Source organism: Agrobacterium sp. LAD9 (assembly GCF_003031125.1).
GTDB classification, from domain to species: Bacteria; Pseudomonadota; Alphaproteobacteria; order Rhizobiales; family Rhizobiaceae; genus Agrobacterium; species Agrobacterium radiobacter.
The window spans coordinates 1-21,689 of record NZ_PHGS01000032.1 but is presented as its reverse complement, the minus strand read 5'-3'; the positions used below and the strand labels follow the sequence as shown (position 1 = coordinate 21,689).

The 21,689-nt window shown below is 53.7% G+C and carries 14 protein-coding genes; 9 read left to right on the top strand and 5 right to left on the bottom strand.

Translation table 11 applies throughout. From position 1 onward, the window contains the following. Positions 1-13 precede the first annotated feature (13 nt). On the bottom strand, positions 14-844 hold the full coding sequence (locus DA915_RS29095; protein ID WP_192886693.1) for a hypothetical protein: 831 nt from the start codon (positions 842-844) through the stop codon (positions 14-16). Positions 845-879: 35 nt separating this feature from the next. Further along, positions 880-1,977: a DUF3800 domain-containing protein gene (locus DA915_RS27915; RefSeq protein WP_107677986.1), complete on the bottom strand. Its 1,098-nt coding sequence runs from the start codon at positions 1,975-1,977 to the stop codon at positions 880-882. A gap of 356 nt (positions 1,978-2,333) precedes the next feature. On the opposite strand from DA915_RS27915, the gene repA reads away from it, so the two are divergent. The 4 genes from repA (at position 2,334) to DA915_RS27895 (ending at position 6,416) form a co-directional block, all read left to right on the top strand. Next, the gene (gene repA, locus DA915_RS27910) at positions 2,334-3,533 is read left to right on the top strand and encodes a plasmid partitioning protein RepA (protein WP_107677985.1); all 1,200 of its coding nucleotides are present in this window, start codon (positions 2,334-2,336) and stop codon (positions 3,531-3,533) included. Then, positions 3,518-4,528 carry a plasmid partitioning protein RepB gene (gene repB / locus DA915_RS27905; RefSeq protein ID WP_256387743.1) on the top strand — a complete coding sequence of 337 codons (1,011 nt, stop codon included), beginning with the start codon at positions 3,518-3,520 and terminating at the stop codon, positions 4,526-4,528. Before repA ends, repB begins: the two co-directional genes overlap by 16 nt. Before the next feature lie 148 nt (positions 4,529-4,676). Next, positions 4,677-5,891, top strand: a complete 1,215-nt coding sequence (repC, locus tag DA915_RS27900; RefSeq protein ID WP_107677984.1) for a plasmid replication protein RepC — start codon at positions 4,677-4,679, stop codon at positions 5,889-5,891. 102 nt (positions 5,892-5,993) lie between these two features. Then, entirely contained in the window at positions 5,994-6,416 is a 423-nt protein-coding gene (locus DA915_RS27895) for a hypothetical protein (RefSeq protein WP_107677983.1), read from the top strand. Between the two features lie 52 nt (positions 6,417-6,468). Here the strand turns inward: DA915_RS27895 and DA915_RS27890 are convergent, their stop codons facing one another. The 3 genes from DA915_RS27890 to DA915_RS27880 form a co-directional block, all read right to left on the bottom strand. Further along, positions 6,469-7,008, bottom strand: coding sequence for a helix-turn-helix transcriptional regulator (locus DA915_RS27890; protein ID WP_192886687.1), 540 nt, complete (start codon positions 7,006-7,008; stop codon positions 6,469-6,471). Positions 7,009-7,196: 188 nt separating this feature from the next. Next, complete coding sequence (locus DA915_RS29360; RefSeq protein WP_107677981.1) at positions 7,197-7,568, bottom strand: CopG family transcriptional regulator; 372 nt, start codon at positions 7,566-7,568, stop codon at positions 7,197-7,199. Beyond that, positions 7,561-8,274: a ParA family protein gene (locus DA915_RS27880; RefSeq protein ID WP_107677980.1), complete on the bottom strand. Its 714-nt coding sequence runs from the start codon at positions 8,272-8,274 to the stop codon at positions 7,561-7,563. Before DA915_RS27880 ends, DA915_RS29360 begins: the two co-directional genes overlap by 8 nt. A 458-nt stretch (positions 8,275-8,732) precedes the next feature. Here DA915_RS27880 and mobC point away from each other — a divergent pair, with 458 nt between their 5' ends. The 5 genes from mobC to DA915_RS27850 all read left to right on the top strand — a co-directional run. Further along, positions 8,733-9,344 (top strand): plasmid mobilization relaxosome protein MobC, encoded by a 612-nt coding sequence (mobC, locus tag DA915_RS29500; protein WP_371412735.1) that lies wholly within the window; start codon positions 8,733-8,735, stop codon positions 9,342-9,344. A gap of 335 nt (positions 9,345-9,679) precedes the next feature. Next, positions 9,680-12,421, top strand: coding sequence for an LPD7 domain-containing protein (locus tag DA915_RS27870; protein ID WP_153064609.1), 2,742 nt, complete (start codon positions 9,680-9,682; stop codon positions 12,419-12,421). A gap of 4 nt (positions 12,422-12,425) precedes the next feature. Then, positions 12,426-12,659: a hypothetical protein gene (locus DA915_RS27865; RefSeq protein WP_107677978.1), complete on the top strand. Its 234-nt coding sequence runs from the start codon at positions 12,426-12,428 to the stop codon at positions 12,657-12,659. 993 nt (positions 12,660-13,652) lie between these two features. Continuing rightward, positions 13,653-14,249, top strand: a complete 597-nt coding sequence (locus tag DA915_RS27860; protein WP_107677977.1) for a hypothetical protein — start codon at positions 13,653-13,655, stop codon at positions 14,247-14,249. Between the two features lie 889 nt (positions 14,250-15,138). Continuing rightward, positions 15,139-21,689, top strand: a 6,551-nt coding sequence (locus tag DA915_RS27850) for an adhesin (RefSeq protein ID WP_210204449.1), incomplete at its 3' end; no start/stop codon positions are given.

Below are 21,689 nucleotides of genomic sequence, written 5' to 3'. Positions count from 1 at the left end.
TTTGATGTCAAGACTAAGCAACATTTGGGACTGCAGCACAATCCTCGGAAGGCGGCGCCTTGGCATGTGGCGCAAACTTCTCCATCCACTCCCGCGTCTCGATATTTGGCTCGAATGTCCAACCCTCGCCCTCTCTTTTCCAATAGCGGTGTTTCTGGATATCGGCGGCGAAAATAACCTCTGTTACGATATCGAGTAATAAAGCCATCAGCTTCATCGTCGTGATCACAAAATCTAGACGCTCGTCTCCCTTGGTGTAGGGAGTCGCGCTGTCCACCGTGTCCTGCAGCGCGCCGATGTGAACGAAATTGTTGCTGAGTTCACCATTCAGTTGGCCGATGAACGGTAGTGCCTTCTTTGCGACGCCAATGCATTTGGTCGTCTCCAGTTTGCCTTTGTGGAGTTTTTCGAGTGTGGGGCCACCATCGATTGCGATCGCCAGAACCGTGGCGATTGTTTCCACGATAACGCGCATCAACACGCCTAGCTCCCTGGGATATCCCTTGCGAGCGACTTCGATCGCTGCGACATACGATTGAGCCGCGCTATAAAGCAGTCGGGCGCAGGTCGCCTCTGAGCCTTTGTCCCCGGTTTTCGGCAAGTGCCTGATCAACATCACTTGAGCCATCGAAATGACCTCACTGCACTCACCTAAAGCCCCCCGGGCTAGCTCATCGAATGATGCCGCAATGCGCGGCCCGTCGCGATAGAGCTGGTTCGTCAGCATGTCTTTGGTGACGAACATGATCCTCTTCGACTGCTTGTCGAGAATGATGGCGGTGATGTTTTCTTTTTTGGGCATCCTCCGCCGGTTTCGCCGGCTCTTGGGGCGATGTTTCTTCATGGTTAAGACTCCCACGTTGGCAGTAGGACACGAATCTAGGGAAACAAAAGATCAGTTTTCGCCATGTCAGTAAGGCTCACGACGCGGTGTGCAAAAGCCTTGTTTTCGGTTGCTGACTTGGTGAGATGGGAACCGATCTTCGAGAGATTTGATCTCTGCCGGTCATCGAGAGCCTGCAGATCGCTCTTGATTTTGGCGGCGTCACTGAGGACGAGATAATTGAAGAATTTTCCCAGAAGCCCAGCGACAACATCTGATACCTGGATCAGCGGCTCGCACTTGGAATCGGAAAATTGGAAATTTATGTCAGCCGGCACTGGAAGCGTTTCGAATTTTTCGCGTATCACTTCTTCAATATCTAAAACATGCTCGGATTTGCTGAGAATGGTGAGACGATGCCGGAAGAAGATATCAAAACCTTCAATAAGAACATGAGCATCGTCTGGCACCCCTTCGATAAACGGAAATTCGGTTCCATGACCGGCCGATTCGAACAAGGTATCAAGCATTTGCCCGTAAATCGGATTAAGTTGACGGGCCTGTCTCAACAGGATCGTCCGTAAGCCCTCATAGAATTGTTTGCCGTCCTTCGGATCAAGGGCTGGATAATTCAAGGCACGGAACAGCGATATCGCCGTATCAAAATCGATGCGGAGCGCGGTGTTGAGCGTATCCTTCAACGCCGGCACAAAGGGTATGAGGTCGGGCCGGTGACCGCCCATAATCGCACTGTCGACAATATCGACAATCGACCAATAGAGTTGATCGAGGCAATGGTAGTGAATGTACAAACCCGTTGCTTCAATCCAATCCAAGAATGTGCCGAGCCGTTTGGAGCGAAGCAATGAAAGCAAGTCTCCCTTGCCAATATGCGAAAGTTTGATTTCCCCTGTGGTAGGTTGAAGGGCGAGCAGACGCCGCAATTCTTGTATATCCGGGTCTGGTGATCCTTTATGAAGCGCTACGCCGGCTAGGACAAAGCAACCGGGATCCTCAACATTTAGTCCGTTCGCAGTGACGTGAAGTTTGCGATGGTTGTTAGTCTCATCGTAGAATAGTTTGTAAGGAACGTTTGCCTTGTCCAGACCATGTAGACGTATTTCTAGGTCACGAAAACTGTCTGTTTTTATCATTGTCGCCTCTGTTTTGGCAGCACATTGTATTGTTGCGAGTTGATTTGCAAGGTCATCTATTTTTGCGGGGTATTCGCGATCTGGAGATTCTAATGGTGGCTCTACTTGGCGGAACTCCGTTGGCAGATTGACATGCGTCGCCGGTGCTTCCGCTCAAGTGTCTGAGCGGTCAGCATGAAGCACTGCAAAACTGTCGAGAGAAGAAGTTGGCCATGGCCAACTTTTATGCCTTTAGGCAGGTACACTCAGGAAGATTGGCAGGGTAAACGAATCGTGTAATATTTGATACGCTTTTTTAATGGAATACGGCTAGTTTTCGTATCAGCGATTCATCCGTTTTGTGAGGAAATTTCGAATTGGATACAGGTACCGTATTAACCACCGATATCCGTATTGAGAGACAGGCCAAGCAATTGTCTCGTCAACTCAAGCTGCTATCCGAACATCTATTCCCGCCGCATTCACGAAAAGAGTTGAGAACGTTCTCATCTGGTGAAGCGGCGCAGTTGATAGGGGTGTCCGACGGATATTTACGTCAACTTTCCATCGATGGGAAAGGCCCTGCACCTGATTTGAGCAGCACGGGAAGACGATCGTATAAGCTTTCCCAGATAAATGAACTGCGTCATCATCTCGCGCAATCGAAGCCGAAGGACGCTTTGGGCTATTTGCCTCATCGTCGAAAGGGTGAGAAGCTTCAAACTATCGCGGTAACCAATTTCAAGGGCGGATCGGCCAAGACAACAACGACATTGTATCTCGCTCAATATCTGGCGCTTGCCGGATACCGAGTTTTGGCCATCGATCTCGATCCGCAAGCTTCACTATCCTCTATGCTCGGCGTTCAGCCGGAATTTGATGTCGGAGATGGAGAAACCCTCTACGGCGCAATACGATACGATGATTCCCGAAAGGCCCTGAAGGACATCATTCGTAAAACCTATTTCGATGGTCTCGATCTCGTTCCAGGCAATCTTGAGCTCATGGAGTTTGAACACGAGACGCCGCGGGTGCTCGCCGAAAGGCGAGGCCAAAAGGGAGGCGCATTCTTCCAGCGGGTGGGTACAGCAATTTCAGAAGTTGAGGCGTCTTACGATGTCGTAGTTATAGATTGCCCTCCGCAGCTGGGCTATTTGACCTTGGGCGCAGTTTGCGCGGCAACTTCGATGCTCATTACCATCCATCCGCAGATGGTGGATGTGGCATCGATGTCGCAATTCCTTTTGATGACCTCCGATCTTCTTTCTGTGGTTCGTCACGCTGGTGGCGATTTGTCCCACGACTTCATCAAGTATGTCGTGACACGCCACGAGCCGTTTGACGGTCCACAATCCCAAATCGTCGCCCTGCTAAGAAGTTTGTTCGGGGACGATGTCTTGACCGCGACGATCTTGAAGTCGACTGCAATCTCGGATGCCGGCCTCTCCCGTCAGACACTGTTCGAGATCGAGCGAGGTCAGGTTCGGAAGTCCACTTATGACAGAGCGTTGGAGTCCGTAAACGCCGCCAACGCTGAAGTCTTGTCCAACCTTCATCGAGTGTGGGGCCGCAAGTGAGCAGAAGAACGAAGCTAAGCGGAATTTTTCAGCAATCGGTCGAAGAGTTGGCCATGGCCAACTTTCAGGAGGATGAGTCGGCAAGAGAGCCGGCTGGTCCAGTCAAGTCTATGGCCTTGACTCTTGGCCGTATGGAAGACGAGACGCGCGCACTGCAAGATGCTCTAAAAGCCGGGCAACATGTCCAGGAGTTGGATCCAAAATCTATCGACGTGTCCTTCATTCGTGACAGGCTCGAAGACGTAGTATTCGACGACGATCATCCACTTGTTCAGTCTTTCAAAGAGACCGGGCAGAAAATCCCGATCCTCGTAAGGCCACACCCCGATGCGGACAGCTCATACTTGTTCCAGGTAGCATTCGGGCATCGCCGCCTCAAAGCAGCGTCATTCCTTGGAATCAAAGTCCTCGCAATCGTAAGGGATTTCGATGATGAAGGACTTGTCCTGGCTCAAGGCGTCGAGAACAGTGAGCGACAAAACCTGTCCTATATCGAGCGCGCGGTTTTTGCCTTCAGGTTGGAGGAAAAAGGTTTCTCGCGACACGTGATTGGTCAAGCGCTGTCGACTGACAAAACGGAGCTTTCCAAGCTAGTCGCTGTCTCATCATCGATACCTCTCGATGTCATACAAGCTATCGGAAGTGCGCCAGGTGTTGGAAGGCGCCGCTGGCTTGAATTTTCGTCCGCGTTCAAGGCGGATCGCCAAGAAGCTTTAAATAGGCTCTTTCGTTCGTCCGATTTCTCCAAACTATCATCCGACGATCGATTCCTGAAAGCTATGTCGATAATTTCCCAAGCGGAGCCTCGGGCTTCGCAGGAGGTGAGAGAATGGAAACCAATAGCAGGCGATGCATTAGTAGGAACCATCAAGGCAACTGACAAGGCTTTCTCGTTGACTTTGAGATCAAATGAAGCCGCCCAGTTCGGGAACTTTCTCTCGGCGAAGCTCGACGAGCTTTTCCAAGAATACGAGCTATCCAAGGAGACCAAATAGCAAAAGAAAAAGGCCCCCAGAACGTTGCCGTCCGGAAGCCCTCTCTGATTTCAGCACCCAGAGAATCGCACTTCCCGGAATCACTGTCAAGAGTTTTGGCACCGTTTTGGTGAGCGGATTTCTTTTGCCTAATTGAAGGTGGAAGAAAATGCAGATTGGAAATGTGACGACGCCCTTCGGGCGGCGGCCGGCGAAGCTTGCGCTTGTGAAACGGCAGCTCGACACCAAGGAACTGCCTCAAGGCAGATCTGTCGAAAAATGGAAAGTCTTTCGCGACGCCTGCGAAGCTCGTGAGCTGCTGGGCGTCCAGGACCGCGCGCTCGCCGTCCTCAACGCGCTCCTGACGTTTTATCCCGAGACAGAACTACGCCGCGACGGCACGCTCGTGGTGTTCCCGTCGAACGCTCAGCTCACCGTACGCTCGCATGGAATCTCCGGAAGGACGCTGCGCCGCAATCTTGCGGCACTCGTCGAGGCCGGGCTTATCGATCGTCATGACAGCCCGAACGGCAAGCGCTACGCGCATCGCGATCGGGCAGGGGACATCGAAGAGGCGTTCGGCTTCAGCTTTGCGCCATTGCTGGCCCGCGCTGGCGAGATCGCGCACATGGCGCAAAAGGTCGCCGAGGAGAACCGGCTGCTGAAGCGCGCCCGGGAAGCACTGACCATCTGCCGGCGGGATGTTCGCAAGCTCATTACGGCTGCCGTCGAGGAGGGGGCTGATGGCGATTGGTCGTCGATAGAGGCGATGTATCTGGCTCTTGTCGGCCGCCTTACGAGGACCCCGGAGCGGTCTTTGATCGAATCTGTTCTCGATGAAATGGGCCTTCTGCGTGAGGAAATCCTCAACCTTCTGGAAAGTCAGTTAAAAACCGAAAATATGTCCGCCAATGATGGCCAGGATGACCGCCACATACAGAATTCAAACACCGAATCCATCAATGAACTTGAACCTAGCTTCCGAATGAAGCAGGGAGCGAAGGCAGAGCAAAAGCCTAAACCACCGAGTGCGCCGATAAAGGCTTTCCCGTTAGGAATGGTGCTGAAGGCATGCCCACAGATTGCCGACTACGGACCGGGCGGCGCGATTGGCAGCTGGCGCGAACTCATGTCGGCGGCGGTCGTGGTCCGCTCGATGCTGGGTGTCAGCCCATCGGCCTATCAGGAGGCCTGCGAGATCATGGGACCGGAAAATGCCGCGGCGACAATTGCCTGCATCCTCGAAAGGGCAGGGCAGATCAACTCGGCCGGAGGCTATTTGCGGGATCTGACAACAAAGGCCGGGCGCGGTGAGTTTTCGCTTGGGCCGGTCATCATGGCGCTGTTGCGAGCGAGCGGGGGAGGGGCGCTCAAACGGGCCTGATGCATCTCCCTCCGACGATCTTCGCCACTCGCTCGTTCCACCGGCGATTGCTTGACTCCTTTTGAGTATGAGAACATTCATAGAACAAAAAGGAAGCATTCAATGCCAGCGCCGCTCCTGAAATCAACCGAAATACAAACCACAATCAGGAAGCCGCTTAGCTGGCCAATGCTGATATGCCATGCGAACGAATGGCAGGTTTGCTACAAGGCGAAAGGGAAGCTTGACTGGCGCACCGTCATTGCATGGGTGTACGGCCGGGAAAGCATCTTCTTTTGCGAAGTTGGGCAGGAGCAACATGTGGTGGATTTGCCAGACCCTAAGAAGGTGCCGTTCTTCGACGCCAATTTTACTTTCACCGTGGATGAAATCAACGAGGACGGGTTTCGCTTCAAGGAGCTTGCCGGCGCTGAGAACATCGTGGCCGCGAATGCGGCATATCAGGTCTACAGGCACAATTGCAGCGGCATAGTGCGCCTTCGGCATGGCGGCCGGTTGGTACGAAGATCTGATTTCGACGGATGAGAAATTCTGTCAGAAAAAGAGGCGAGGGCACCCCTTAACAGGGGTGCGTACTTTAGTGGCGGCGCTTGCGGTTCGCTTGGCGATTGATTTTCTCCACCTGGGTTATCATCGCCAGCAGGTCATGAATTAGCTCATCTGGCAAGTTTGCCAGTTTTACGTAAAGCTCTGACCGTTCTGCGGCTGCTTCCTTGCTGCCCCCAAAGAGGTGTGGAGCAACCGAAAACAACATCTCGGTTGGGTGGAAGCCTAACACCTCGCTTAGAACAATTACTCGGTTCAAGTTCAGCTTCAGCAAGTTCCGCTCATACCGACCATAGACTTGCTGAGAAAGGCCAAGGAGACTACTCATATCTCCCTGCTTCAACCCCTTTTTTTCCCGAGCCGTTTTCAGAAACTGCGACGCGCGTGCATCGAGTTCGTCAATCGGGGTTACTCCGTCGAAGCCAGGTTTCCGGAATACTTCCTTATCGGAATCGGGATCGGTAGTGGCCACCAGGTGCTCTTGTCGGGCATACACGACATGCGCGGGAGCAGAACGCGGATCGAACTCATCGTCATCGAAATTGTCGTCTTCCCAATTGTCACCGCTCACGCCGCTCAACCCCCTGTTTGAAGCCCAGCCTTATAAATCAGTGGGCCTCTTTGTTACCATCTACCGTTTTTGGCATATCTGAGGCGCATCATAAAGGGTAGCCCAAACCACAACCTTTTCGCCGTCCAATGATACTGCATGGTTTATTGCGCATAAACCACCCGTCAGAATAGATGGTAAGGGATTGCCTAGTAGCCCGCCTCCTCAAGATATTTACGAATAGCGTCGCGGACAATCGCTGCCATTTTAACTTCGTTCTCGGTGGCTGCTCGGTTCAAGCGGCGTTTCAGTTCTGGCTCGAGCGGCACATTGATGAAACGCTGCGCTTCTCTCGCCTGCTGCCGTCGCAAGCTCCGAAGGCGATGGATGCCGTCCTGCGAAGCTAGATGGCGTTCATCACTACGTGCCCTCTGTACTTCAGGATCGGAGCTTATCAGCACTTCTTTTTCCTGAAAATTATCACGTCGCGGCGTCTCAAGCTGGTTTGTCGCCTCACTTGCAGCGGCACGCGCCCTAGGCGCCACCTGGAATTCCTCAGCGCTCGTTTTGTCTTTAGCCATTCTGGTTTCTTTCAGAGATCACGCTGGGCACGTTAAGAAGCTCTTGCACGAACGCTTTTGTTTCGGCTCGGCCTTTCCTTACTGGTTCCGTAAGCTCAAGCATTTGAAGCGTACCAAGTCCACTCCTTATCTCGCGATAGCAGTTCCGCTCGGTAAGCTCCGTCTCCAAAAGCACGCTGTCATATCCAGATTGTTCAAGCTTCTCGGAAAACTGCCTGATGATCCGGTATTCGGCCAGATTGCGGTTGGGGACTGTTATCCGCGTCCTGAATATGGCCTGGGGGATAGTTCGGCCGAGTGTGTCGCCCACCGACGCGGCCAATTCGGCCGCTTCCCCAACGGCCTTAATTTCATCCTGGTTTGGCTGGACCGGCGTCATTATCAATTCCGAACGTTCGAGGACGGCGCTGATAAGAGATGAATCGACACCCGGTGCATCTATGATAATGAAGTCGGACTGACCTGCTGCGCGATCAATCGCCTCGTTCAAGCCCTCACGGCGAGCGGCAACCACCATTGAGACATTCACCGGGCGATTGTCTTTTTGGATCGATCGCTCCCACCACTCCGTAAGATTACGGCGCGCGTCTGCGTCGATCATCAAAACCGATTTTCCCTCAAGCGCCAGCTCACCCGCGACCAAGATCGCGGCAGTGGTTTTTCCGGCTCCGCCTTTACCACTGACCGCTGAGATAACACGAACCATCCCACTCTCCATGCCTACTAATGGTTGATCAAGTTGAGCCCGGCCGTGCCCCGAACCGTAGTGCCCAGCACTATTGATACTCGCGAGCGCCATCCGTCACAACCATATGAAACTACCATATAGGTGTATCATATGGTCGGATGATTACGCAATGTAGAACTGCAATAGTAATATAACGAGTTTCGCTGTTGGGATTTCGAGCAGTCGTCATGTGGTGTTGTCAAATGTGATATCGAGCCCCCATACAACAACATTGTATGGAGTTATGGAGCAAAGCCCCTGCTCGAAAGGCGTTTCGCCACTCAAAGCTCTTCCGACTGTGTGGTGAACCCCGGAGCCGCGCAGGTTCTGACTGCTGCGAGCGCACGCAGTCGGCAAGGGCGCAAGAGCGAAGCGTCCCTTGCAAGACGAGTACGATTGGCAGCAAAAAAGAAGCCAGCGGACCGAGGTGAACCCTGGTGAGCGCCCGCAAGGATCAAAACGGAGGCCGGCAGGCCGACCATCATTTAAAGGGTGAGCGCAGCGAGCGCTGTAAAGGTCGATTGAAAAGGCTTTGTCTATTACTCTTTTGGTTTGGCAGGATACGCAATTTCGTGGTACGAAAATTGCTAACCTCGATAGATCGAGGGGGAATTGGCATTGGATTGACTGGTGAGGACTGTTTGACCAGAGCTTTGAAAGGGAAAGTGGGACGCCCAAAGGCCGTGTCCACGCTTGGCAAAACCCTCAAAATCCGGCTCAGTGATGCAGAGTTAGCGTCGGTCAAAGTGGCGGCCGGCGAGGCAGGGATGACGGTCTCCGCCTTCGTTCGCTCTCTATCATTGGAAGGTGCCGGCGTTCGTCCGATCTTCAATGCCAGCGACCGCGCAGCGCTCTCCATCCTCTATGAGAACATGCGGAAGATCGGGGTGAATTTGAACCAGGTGGCTCGCGCTATAAATTCCGGCCGTGCGGTTCACCCTGAAGAGGTGGCAATCGCGCTTAGAAATGTAGAGCTCATAGCCACCGGAGTTGCTGTCGAGTTGAGAAATTCCGCCAGGCGCGCTGGTAATGCGCGACGTGAAACCTAATGTCAGAGATGTTCCCGGGCCTTTTTGAGAGCGAGTGGGAGAGGCAGAAAGCTGTTCTCCTGGACGACAAGGACCGCATTCGGTCTGCAGCCCGACCGTTAGAGGAAGAGTTGCGTAAACGAGGCGGTGGCGGAGGATCGTCCGCGGCGGGCGGCAGAAGTCTTCGAACTCGTTCAAGCTCAATTTCGGCAAATGCGATCTATGGCATGAGTGGGCCGGATGGAGGGCAACGCGCGCCACGTCCGGTCGCTGAGCGGTTGGCATCCGTTGCTAGTGGGAGTCAGCCGGCAGTGATTAAGATGGCGTCTTATGGAGGTGGAGCGCGGCTTGGGGCGATGTCTTCCTATGTCTCACGCGATGGAGATATTGCGCTTGAAAACGAGCGTGGCGAACGACTGCACGGCAAAGAGGATCTGGCGAGGCTTCGCGAAGAGTGGGAGCCTATGTTTCAAGGGCGCAGCGATAGCCGCGACATCGCGGGTTTTGAGCTCGCGGTTGGTGCACCTGAGTTTAAAGGTGAGGCCGATATTCATTCCTTTGCATCGAATATCATGAGGGTTGCGGCCGGCGATCGGCGCTACGCATATGCCGTCACTCAGTCCGCGCCGGGCGTTGTTAACATCAGCGGCGTGATGGTATTGCGGGCGAAGGACGGATCGCGCTTGTCTGGCGACAAAGAGGCCGCGGAAATCATGAAGATGCGCCTTGCCGCTGAAGGCGCCAACGCCGGGCCGGTTTCGTTCACGGGCTTTGGCAACGGCGTCGAGTATGGAACTGCGAGGGTAAGAGACCTGGTAGAATCTTACGGCGGTGCTGTGAAAGACGAACGTGGTCTGCCTGTGGCAGATGCCGAGGCTGCCGGCAAACTCGTGCAACGTGAATGGCGCCGAGACTTACATAGCCGTCGCGGTCGGGACGTCATGCACGTCATTCTTTCAGCCCGAGCCGGAACAGACGTGGATGCTTTTGAGGCTGCAGCGCGCGATTTTCTCGGTGAGCAATTCGCCGGCTTTAAATATGTCTTTGCCATGCATGATCCCACGACCGACCCCAAGGAGGAGCGGGACGGGGGCAAGAGACCTCACATTCACATCCATTCGCTGGTGGTAATGCGGAATGAATACGGCGAGCGAATTATCACAAGCCCCGCAGTGTTTCGGCAATGGCGTGAGGTCTTGGCCGAGAAGGCGCGGGAACACGGCATTTCGATGGAAATGACGGACCGTCGAGAGCTTGCCTCCGCTCCCGCTTTCACAAAAAACCAGGTGAAGGCAACAAATACGATTGGCCGCACTCAACATGTGGGAACATCTGTCGTAGCGCAAGCGCGATACAATGCCAAGCGAGCCGATGAGCCAAGCGTCGTGCTCACTGAACGGAGCATAAGATATACTGAAAAGGTTCTTTCAGCGTGGGATAACGTGTCTAGTAAAGATATAGGTTCTGTCGTCGTTGAGCGTGCGCAATATGCAAAACAGTCTGTTACCGCAGCGCTTCTAAAAGCGCTATCCGATCCGCGGCCAATTCGCTATGTTACCAATGACGTACATTCGCAAACGTCTAATATGGTAATGTTATTCGATGCAGTCAAAGAGGGTGTTCGCATGGAGCAGCTGACAATCAAAGAATTTCCGTCTTACGCGGAGGGCGTTCACAAGGCGCTAGATGAACTGAAATCTGTCGTTCTTCCGGAGGATACGGAGGCATTCGACATGCTTGAAAAAACGGCCAAGGATCGACTGGCCGCGAAAGAACGGTCACTCGCCGCGGCGGAAAAGCTCGAAGCGCAATCTGAAAAGGAAAGACCAAACTCCATTGCGCGGGAGGCCGGAGCGGCCGTTGCTGAGTTCAGCCCGACGAAGATGGCAGCAACCGTGCTTGATGGTGTGACCGCCAACGTCTCAGAGGCTAGCAAAGAAGCACTTGAGGATGCGCGCTCCTCGGCGAACGTGGCTGCGCAGGCAGAGGTTGGCGATCCTGCTGTTGATGTGCCCAAAGAGACTTCAGCAGGCCAACCAGTTGAGCACTCGGCGACCGCAATCGAAGCGGATGCTAAAGAGCCGGAGAAAGATGAGGCCGAAACGACTAATCGCGGTTTCCCGGCAGAAATATCGACGCAGTATTTCCTTCAGCGCACGCAGTTGGGGACAACGCGAGTTTTTGCAGACGCCAAAGCCAGCCGGGAAGTTTTCCAGGACGCCGGCGAGAAGCTGCGTACGAAAACGTTTGAGCCCACTGCCGTTCGATTGATGGTGGACACCGCCGCGCACCGAGGCTGGACCAGCATCGAGATAAAGGGTTCGAAAGAGTTTCGGCGCGAAGCCTGGCTTGAAGGGCAAGCCCGCGGCATTGTTGTCAAGGGATACTCTCCAACTGAGCTCGATTGGCAGGAGGTTACGCGACGTGAGCAGGCGCATCTGAAGAATGAGATACGTCATGTTGAAGAAAAGGCAATTGAGCCCAGATATTCTGCGCAAGCTGGGGAGGCCGAGCGGCCGGAAGGTGACAAATCTAAGCTGCAGTCAGCCAGCAGCGCATCGAAACCAGCCGCCGAAGCACAAGGCCAATCCTTCCGGGATGGCGTCAAAGGCATTCTCGTGGAACACGGACAGCGCGCCTATCAGGACAATCCTAAAAATGAGCAATCCTACTATGCTGTTCTACGAACCGCAGAAGGAGAGCGAACCGTCTGGGGTGTTGGAATTCCAGACGCACTATACCGGGCGGATGCAAAGGAAGGCGACACGATTACCTTGCGTGAGAGCGGGATGGAGAAGGTCAAGAAAACAGTCATCCGCGAGGTGCATGGCAAGAAGGTAAAACAAGAGGCTATGGTTGATCGAAGGAGCTGGGAAGCTGAAGTTGCCGAGCGTGGCAAGAGTGCAACCGAGGCCACGAAAGACCGTACTCCCGAAGTTGATACTTCATCGAAATCTAAAACCGTGATAGAAGAAAAGCAGGCTACCCGCGATGGTGACGCTTCCGCAACAGAGCTAGCAAAACAGCAGACCAGCCGTTTGCAGCAGCTGCGTCAGGAACACGAAGCATCTAAGGAACGCGACGACCAGGAACGGTGATTCAATGTACGACCGCCAGACACAGAACACGATCTTTGTAACTCAGCAGCAGCTCGATGAGCAGACGCGAGACAAGTCTTTTGATCGTTTGGCGGTTATCGCAGTTGCGGTTTTCGTCATTCTATTTGCAGCTTGGGCCGTGGACCAAGCCCTGGTCCAGATGCAGATCTGGTTAGGGTCTTCGACGGCGTGGCTGGCAGAGACAGCGTCTATGCTGGCAGGTTATTGGCCGTTCTAAGGGCGAGACAAAGAGCCGGGCCGTCCCGGCTTTTTTATGCGTGGGCTCGGTCATTCACCTAGAGCGATGAGCTATTACCATCGTGCATCTTGCAACGACAATCTCCCGAACTTTGAATGGATCTCGACCACATGGTGTTGCTTCATTCACGACTCGACAGACGCGGCGTCATCTGGATTTCATACGCCGTGGCGAGGTGATCGCATTTCGTTGAAATCGATTTGCCTACGACAAATCGGTTGCTTAATCAGGAAATCGCTGGACGCAAAGTCGGGCGAAAATTAATTACAGCGCGGCGTTTTTGTCAGGCGGCAGAGATCCGACATGCTTTCGCATGTGGGCTTCGGCATCGCTTTCGGATCGCTGTGATTAAATGCTTTCCGCCTTGGGTACCCGAAGCGACGCCGTGATCTCTTTTTCGTCCGCAGGAGCAGGCTTCGAGTCGTCACAACACTGCGAGCGGCTTAGCGGGCGGGTAGGTGGGTTCCTGACCAAGAGTGGAGCCAATCTTTATGCCACCGTTTCGTTCCGCCCTCGGAAGCGAGGAGAGTAGAAAACCAGCCGCAATTCTGTCCATTGTCAAAATTCATAAACCCATCATAATTCAATTTGTAATTGACGAAATCAATCGTGATGATATCGATCAAATCGCACGTGATTTTCGGGGGCGGAATGGATCGGCAAAATATTCATGGCGGCACACATGCCGCAGCGCGGTTGACACGGGTTCGAGCTCGGCATGTCACAGCATTTGAGCCGTCTGGCCAGATTGTGCTGACGTCGGACCAACCGCAGTCGTTTCAATGCGATACCACATGACCCGCCACGATCATGAGTTTCCTGAAAATTCCGATCTGGTGAATACGTAAGCCCCCCATGGTTCGTCTTTTCGAAGAGTGCGACACACCCGCTTTCAGTGGAACATGAAGCAACAGCATACTTTGACGGTGTTTCGCAACTGTTCTGCTGGCGTGTAAACGAGGGGCAATCCTGATGAAAACGAAGGCCATAAGTATGAGCAAGTGGATAAGCCCAATATTACCTAGGGGGGCCTCAAGATATTTTGACGAAAAAGTTTTCAGGTTGATAAATTACTTCAATGTATTTTTTATAACCGCGCTGTTCCTTCTCTACTTTACCGACATATCTGCGGTGGCTCTCGATTTTATTGAGCCGCCGGACACAGTCCCTAGTATTTTTTCTTTCATGCTCGAACGATATCAAGATTTTGAATCTGTTAAACCGGGCAAAGGGGCGTTCTTTGTTGTCGCCAATATCATCCTCCTCGCGGGCACAATAGCGCTGCTCGTTACCATTTTATCGAGATTTATCAGCTTCAAGGAGCGTCTCCCTGCTAAATTCGAAAAAAGTAATATTGCGACGCCTCTTGTAGCTACGATCTTTATATTGTTGTCATTTAGATTTTTATTTTTTTCAGATGTAACGTGTAGCACATGCGGCACCATAGCGTCCCGCTCTCTCAATTCCCCACTGATTATAATCATCATCCCCGCGATTTACACGGTCGTGATCGAGTCATTCATTCAAATATTTAGCGCTGGAATAGTCGCGTTGGCCACGAAGGAGTAAGGCGATGGACTCAAAATATAGTGACGGCCAGGAAAATGATGATCGCACGGGTGAACTTCCAGAGTGGGCAGCCAAATTATTTGCCGCTACTATCGAGGGCACCAACTATCTTGTTGACAAGCATGGATTCATAGGTCTGGCTTTTGGAAGAGGCCTTGCATACGGCCTGGTCACCTCAGCGTCGGAACTAGTTGTACTTGCGACGAAGGAAGATTGGGAAGAATTCACAATAAAAGCCGTGGGATTAGCCGGTAATTTCGCTGGCGGGGCTGCGGGCGCAGCCATTGTCGGGGGATTGTCTGGGGGAAGTCCGGTAGGGATCATAGGTGGGGGGATTCTCGGCGGAGACATCGGACAAGAATTGGCTGAGCAGGCCGCGAGATACGCGGCCGAAATATTTGGGACGGAGGCACGTCACTCAAGTAATTCACTCAACAACATGTCCTCTTCAAGGGCTCCTGGAGCTTGGGGACATACTGAGCCAGGCTACGAAACGAACCGGCTTGATGTAATTTCTGAAACCAATGCGTGGTTTGGGACCGTACCTCCGGCTCCGCCGACGCTTTCCGCCCCTGCGGCAGAGTCTGTGACGCCTGGTACTACAGCTACACTAGGCGCGACACCCCTTGCGCCACTAACGAGCCTGACCCCGATTAGTCCTGTAGGAACAGCAAATCCCTCCCCGACATATTCCTACCGCGGCTACGGGTCTTCCGGTGCTTTCGGCGGATTTGAAGATAACCAGGGCAGCTGGAATTCTGGTAACGACGGTACGAGCTCTTGGTCGGGATCGAGCGGCGGTAGGGAAAACACCAGCTCCCGTTCAGGCTCGAATGCTGGAAGTAAAACCGGTAGCGGAGGCGGACACCAAGGTTATAACAGCACGCCGATGAACGGCCCTACTCCGGGCTCAAAACCCGGTAGTCAGTTTGACGGTTGGAACAACGCGGACGAGGGAGATCGCGGCCGTGGTGCGGGATGGGGCGGCAGTGGTAGCAGCAAGGGAGGTAATGGAAGCGGCAACAAGGGAGGCGGCAGCAGCGGCGGAAACAAGGGAGGCGGCGGAGGCGGCGGGAAGGGTTCGGGACAAGCAATGTCACCAGTACTTCTTGACCTCTCAGGCGACGGCATTGCCATAGATACTCTTTCATCCTCTTCGAGGTTTGTAGAACTCGAAGGAGATGGTTTTGCGACTCGGATGGCGTGGGCAGGACGCAATACAGGCGTGCTCGTCATAGACGCTGACGGAGATGGTAAAATTACCCGTTCCAGTGAGTTTGCATTCACAGAGTGGGATCCGACGGCTCGAACGGACTTCGAGGCGCTCAAAAATGTTTTTGACACGAATGGCAATGGCAAACTGGATGCTGGCGATGCCAGATGGGCAGAGTTTCGAGTCGAAGTTAATGGCGAACTGGTCACCTTAGATAGTCTCGGCATTGCCTCGATCGACCTCACCCCGACTGGCAGCGGTCGAACGTTCTCTGACGGCTCCGCCATTACGGGATCAACAACCTACACCCGGACCGATGGCACGACAGCCACAGCCAGCGACGCGATCCTGGCAGGCGAGCAGGAAGCGTATAAACTTGATCGCACTGTCACAACTAACGCTGATGGCTCTTCCAACGAACTGATTATCGGCTACGTAAAAGACGGGCGCATTGCGTTTCGCAACATGGTCACGAAATCGGCTGACGGATCAACGGTCACAACAAACTTCGATGATAACGGCGATGGTGTCTATGATCGGCGCCAGACCAAATCATCCTATACGACTGAAGATGGAAGCTTCGTTGAACTCGTTACGAACTTCAACGCCGACAACTCCATAGCCAATAGCACAAAGACTGAGACGTCCGCTGACCAAACACTGGTAACGACGCTGCTCGATCTGTATGGCACCGGCCTCGTTGATCAGTATCAGGTTTTCGAGAAGCTATGGGACGGTTCCACGCGGACTACAATCCAGCATCTTAGCCGGGATGGGTCAGTGCTCAAGACCGTCGTAGCAACAGCGGCGGCGGACGGGCTCAGCAAATCCACATCGACTGACGTCACGAGCGATGGCGTCGCCGACGTGATCGAGGCTGAAACCACGAGTGTTGACGGTGGCGGCACCAGGACCCGAACGGTTAAGGAGTTGGCGAGAGACGGCGCCGTCCTAACAAGCACCACAGTTTCAACGACGAGAACCTCTACCGGCACTGAAAAAACGACAATGTCGGATCTCGATGGCGATGGTTCAACAGATCGGCGCACGCAGGAGACTACCACAGTCAACCCAACGGGCGAGGTCACAGCCGAGTCGGCCTCCTATGGCGCTGACGATACACTTCTCGGCAAAACGACGTTACGCACGACGCAGGACGGCAGGTCGACATATCTCACACGCGATATTGACGGAAACGGATCCATTGACATCTCCAGTTCCGATATCACGATCGTTGACGCTGTCGGCGAAAGAACGCAAACGGAGACGGTCAAAAGTGGTAACGGTACCCTCTTGTCGCGGCGCGTCGTGTCCACCTCAGCAGATCGGAGGATCATTACCGAAAACCTTGATATTAACGGGGATGGAGCGGTTGATACCAAAATCGTCACCACGATTGGTGGTGACGGCGCGACGAGCAAGACCGAGAGCCGGTTTAATGCGGACGGCACCCTGATTTCGCGTTCCACGACAGCTACTTCGGCAGATGGTTCCTCCAGTATCGTATCAACAGACATTGATGGCGATGGCTTGACCGACATCGAAGTCTCAACGACAAAGTCCGTGTTTGCGGATAGTTCAGCGACTACATCGGACCGCGTTCTGTCGCGCGACGGCAGCCTCGTCTCGCAGATCACGTCAACAACCAGCGCTGACGCAACAAATCGTACGATTGCCGAAGATCTGAACGGCGACGGCTCAATTGATCGGCAAACGTCTGAGGTTGTCGTCTTTAATGATGACGCAAGCCGGACAAAGACAGTCACGATCCGCAGCGGCGACTCCACGCTCCTTGGACATACGACAGTCGATATTTCCGCTGACCGGTTGACCACGATCGCAGCTACCGATTCTAACGGCGACGGCGTCATTGATAAACTCGAGGCAGAAACCACTCTTGTCGACGGACAGGTCGTCTTCGAGGAAAAGCTGTTCGCGCGAAGTGGTGCGATCTATCGTTCGACCAAAAAAACAGTCAGTGCCAATGGCCTCAGCACAACCGTTGAAACCGACATCAATGGAGACGGCGCGACAGACTTCTCAACAGCTTTCCACACCGTCATCAATGACGATGGAAGCCGAAAGGAAACCACCGTCAGAAAAAGCGCCAATGGCGCCACTATTCAGAGCTCCGCGGTCCTGACCAGTGGCAATGGGCTCACCATCGTTTCGGAACAGGACGTCAACGGCGACGGTATCGCAGACACCAGGTCCATACAGTCCACAGTCTATGAGCAAAACGGTTCTGTCTCGAAGACTGTTTCCTCTTATCGAGGAACCACCTTTGTAGCGCGGGAAAAAGTCGTCACGAGCGGCAATGCTTTAAGCACCGTTGCATCGCGAGACTTCGACGGGGATGACCAATTCGACCAGGTTCTTGCGTCTGTTCAGGCAATCAACGCTAATGGTTCGCTCACGGAAGAGATTAGTGCAAAGAGCGGCGACGGCACCTTGATCTCAAAGACGGCGATGACTGTCAGCGCCGATAAAATGAGTAGTCAACTGGAGTCTGACACTGATGGTGACGGCGTCGTCGATCGCCGTATCATAACCTCTCGTAATGCGAATGGAGTTGAAAGCCAGACAACCGAGAGGCTGTCGCCGGCGGGCACAGTCGGCAGCAGACACATCTCTGAAGCGTCTGCTAACGGGCTTTCGACCCAGTGGCGCACAGATTTTGATGGTGATGGCGTTGTCGATGCGAGCGGATCTGATGTCACGACAATTGCATCGGATGGCAGCCGGACGCAGACTGTCTCGAAAACGAGAGTGGCAGAAGGAGCCGTTGTAAAGCAGGCGACCTCCTATAGCAGGGATGGTTTGACGAAACACGTCTCGTGGTACGACGGCTCGTCTCTTGTAAGAACGCAAAGTGAGGTCAAGGTCCTCAACGCCAACGGAACTGCCACCGAAACCATCAGCGTGACCAGGGCTGACGGCTCATTGGCAAGCCGTGAGATCAGATCGGAAAGCGTGCACGGGATTACCTCGACAATCTCGCGTGACCTCAACGGCGACGGTATCATCGACCAGGAACTGACGCGGACCCTGAAGGCCGACGGTGCGGTCGAGCGTGTGTTGAAGGATTTTGCCGCCAATGGCGGTACCACCGGGATCAAAAAAACAACCGAGCAAATGGACGGGACACACGCCACTGTCGAATATGATTTTGATGGTGACGGCGTGTTCGACCGAAAATTTGAACACACGACTACTATTCAAGTCGACGGAAAGAAGGTCGGTACCGCACAGGTATACAGCCGAAGCGGAAGCGGGATGCTTCTGTCGGATCGACAGACAAGTTACGAGACTGCAAATGGATTGTTTCTTCAGAAGACCTATGATCTCGGGGCGGACGGATCGACGGACTTCTCTTCCACTGACGAAACAAGCCTGGGTGGAGATGGCAGCAGCTCGAGAACAATCAGCAACTATGCAAGCGGGGTGCTTGCGAGCCGCCATGTTTCCGTAACAAGCGCCAATGGTCTTTCTGCGACGACGAGATGGGACCCGACAGGCGCCGGAGTGTTCACGCAACTCTCAACGGACGTTACTACGTACAACGCAAACGGCTCTGTCAAACGCGAGATCCGAAGCACGAAATCCGATGGCTCCCTGTTGTCGGCGGTGACAACCACGACCTCCGCGAATGGGCTGACCAGCGAAACACTGGAGCAGCGGACAGGCCTGTCGGACCGTACAACCCGTACAAGCTCGCTAAGAAGAGCTGACGGGTCGACCGTTGAGGAAATTGCTCGATTCGGCAATGCCGGACAGCTGCTCAGCAAGACAACCTCGGTGACAAGCGCCGATAAAGATCGGAACGACATTGCCATTGACGTCGATGGTGATGGTGTTATCGACCAAAGCCGCCGCGATGTGCTGGCATGGTGGGGCGAGCGCACGTCGACGACTACGAACTTTGCGACAAATGGTGCCATTCTCCAGCGCATCGTATCAGTCACCGCATCGGACGGACTGTCGTCAACCACGACGTGGGACCTGAATGGCGATGGTGTCATTGATCAGAAGCGCATCGAAACCAGAACCCTGAATGCGGATGGCAGCCGTCTTGTAAAGCGGCTCGATACGCACGCCGCTACGGGATCGACAAAATCCAGTTCGACGGATCACACGACGGCCGACGGGAGATATCGGACTATTTCGAAAGACCTCAATGGCGACGGCACGTTTGATCAGACCGAACGTGTAGAAACACTGATTACTGGTCAGACGCGCTCAACCGTCACGAACAATACTGTTGCCCGCGACACAAAATATCTGCCTTCCGGAGGGATCACCTGGAAAAATGCCATCGCCCATACCGTCGAAAGCGAAAGCTCTTTCGACGGAAGCGAAACAATAACTCGCTACGATTATGACGGCGACGGTGTTTTCGAAACTGTCATGACTTCCCACCGTCAGATAGATGGTTCTGTGGCGGCTCAAATTCTCGAAAAAGGTACAGCAGGCTCTATTTTGGCTAAGGGCACGCTCTTCACCAGCGCAGACGGCCAAACCACAATTTTGAACAAAGATATCGACAACGATGGTGACGTCGATGAGCGGAATACATCCATCGTGAGAGAAGATGGTTCAGTCATACTGAAAAAGGAAACGCTAGGTGCAAACGGAGCCGTATCAGGCTCGGTCGTGGACAAGACTAACTCCGTCGGAACTCTTGTTTTCCGCACGAGCTTCGACGGCTTGGGCCGTAAAACGCAAGAAACTGCAGTGGAGTTCAATGGCAGCTCGCGCACTACTTCCTTCGACGCAGCCAGCGGCGCTGTTACGAGTGTCACGAATATCTCGTCTTCGGGCCATGTTACATCGGCCACCTTGTACGATCCTTTAAACAGCAGGGATTGGACGCGAGTCGAACAGACCTACAACGCCGCAGGGCAAAAGACGAGTGAAAAGCAGTTTCTCGATAATGGTACGTCGATCGTCATCACCTTCGTCGCCGAAACCGGCGCAAAGATAAAGGCTGAGTACTTCAATATATCCGGCGTCAGGACGAGCCTGATCGATTTCGACCCACGCAATACCGAGGCTTGGCGTGAGGTCCACCGCACGTTCGACGCCCAGGGCGGAGTGCTTACGCAAATTAATTTCAATGACAATGGAACGAGGGCCGAATACAGCTTCGATCTTGCCAATACGCAGGCTTGGTCGCGCTACATCAATGAGTTCGACAGTGACGGGCGTCATTTCTATGCGCATCAACTGAACGACGACAGTTCGGTATATGCCACGACGATCGACGTTTCAAACATCCACCCATGGTCCAAACTTGGCCAATCTTTCGACAGTTCCGGTCGGCTCACGTTCCAAGTTGAATACATGGACAACGGAAATCGTACGGAGATAGTGTATGATCAGGCCAACAACCAGCCATGGCAACGCTACTTTAATCTTTTTGACAGCGCCGGCCGCCACTACTACACCCAGCAACTGAACGACGACGGAAGCCAGGTTTTTGTTGAACTCGACGTCAACAATACGCGCTCCTGGTGGCGCGACGAACGCGGTCGCGACGCCGCCGGACGAGACACTTACATAAATGTTGTTCACGACAATGGCACAAGAAATGCAATATTCTATGACGTCCTTGGAAATCAGGTCTGGAGCCGCGTCGAACAAAGCTTTGACACTAGTGGTTGGATGACCCGGCAAGTCGAGTTTTACGATGACGGCATGTACAGAGATTATTGGTACAGCAGTGCCACTGTTTGGGGTTGGGACCTGTACAACACGCGAGGCCAAGTAGTAGATTCCTGGCAGTCCGGTCGACCGGTTCGTGATCCAATCGCTTTTGATCTGAACGATGACGGACACATTGATTTGCGTCCGCTTGGTTTCTCTCCGGAAGACGGCGTTTCCCAACCATCTTTTAACTGGGAAAATGATGCTGGCCGCGAAACGACAGCCTGGATCGGCCCACAGGACGGTTTCCTTGCCATTGATCTGGCAGCCGATGGTTCTGCAGGACCGGATGGCGTGATCAACCAGGCAAAAGAACTTGCTTTCACTCTGTGGCCAACGGAAGAACAGGGCTCGACCGATTCCGATCTGGAGGCTGTTCGGCTCGTTTTCGACACAAACAACGACGGCTTGCTAAGTGTCGAGGACGCTCGCTGGAGCGAGTTCCGTGTCTGGCAGGACATCAACCAGAACGGAATTAGCGAGGCTGGCGAACTTTCGACCCTCGATCAACTCGGTATCAA